The sequence below is a fragment of the Sutterella seckii genome (assembly GCF_009183815.1).
In the GTDB taxonomy this organism is placed as follows: domain Bacteria; phylum Pseudomonadota; class Gammaproteobacteria; order Burkholderiales; family Burkholderiaceae_F; genus Sutterella; species Sutterella seckii.
The window spans coordinates 1-333 of the sequence record NZ_WEHX01000268.1; the positions used below are offsets into that span (position 1 = coordinate 1).

Below are 333 nucleotides of genomic sequence, written 5' to 3' on the forward strand. Positions count from 1 at the left end.
GCTAATGCTTTGTCTTTTCTGGCGATTTCTCGGTCCTTCCTGGCATTTTCCTTCTTGAGTTCAGACATGGCCGACATCTGAGCATCATGGAGCTTCTTGTCAACCACATCCGGATGATTGTTAAACCATTCGGTCCAGGCATCGACTGTGGAGGCGAGATAGCCATGCTTGCGGCAGAACTGGCCGAAGTCAGTCTCGCTCATGAAAGCTTTGGCATTCACAGCAGTATGGGCTTGAAGGTAGGTCACTCCTTTAGGGAGCTTGAGGCTGGCCATGAGCTTGGGATTTCCTTTGTTGGGCAGCGTGCCGCAACCTGCTTGCTCTCTGGCAATC

1 pseudogene is annotated in these 333 nt (G+C 52.0%); it reads right to left on the reverse strand.

The annotated features are described in order from the left end of the window. Nucleotides 1–275: pseudogene (locus tag GBM95_RS12130) on the reverse strand (hypothetical protein); the annotation flags it as partial. Between the last annotated feature and the right edge of the window lie 58 nt (nt 276–333).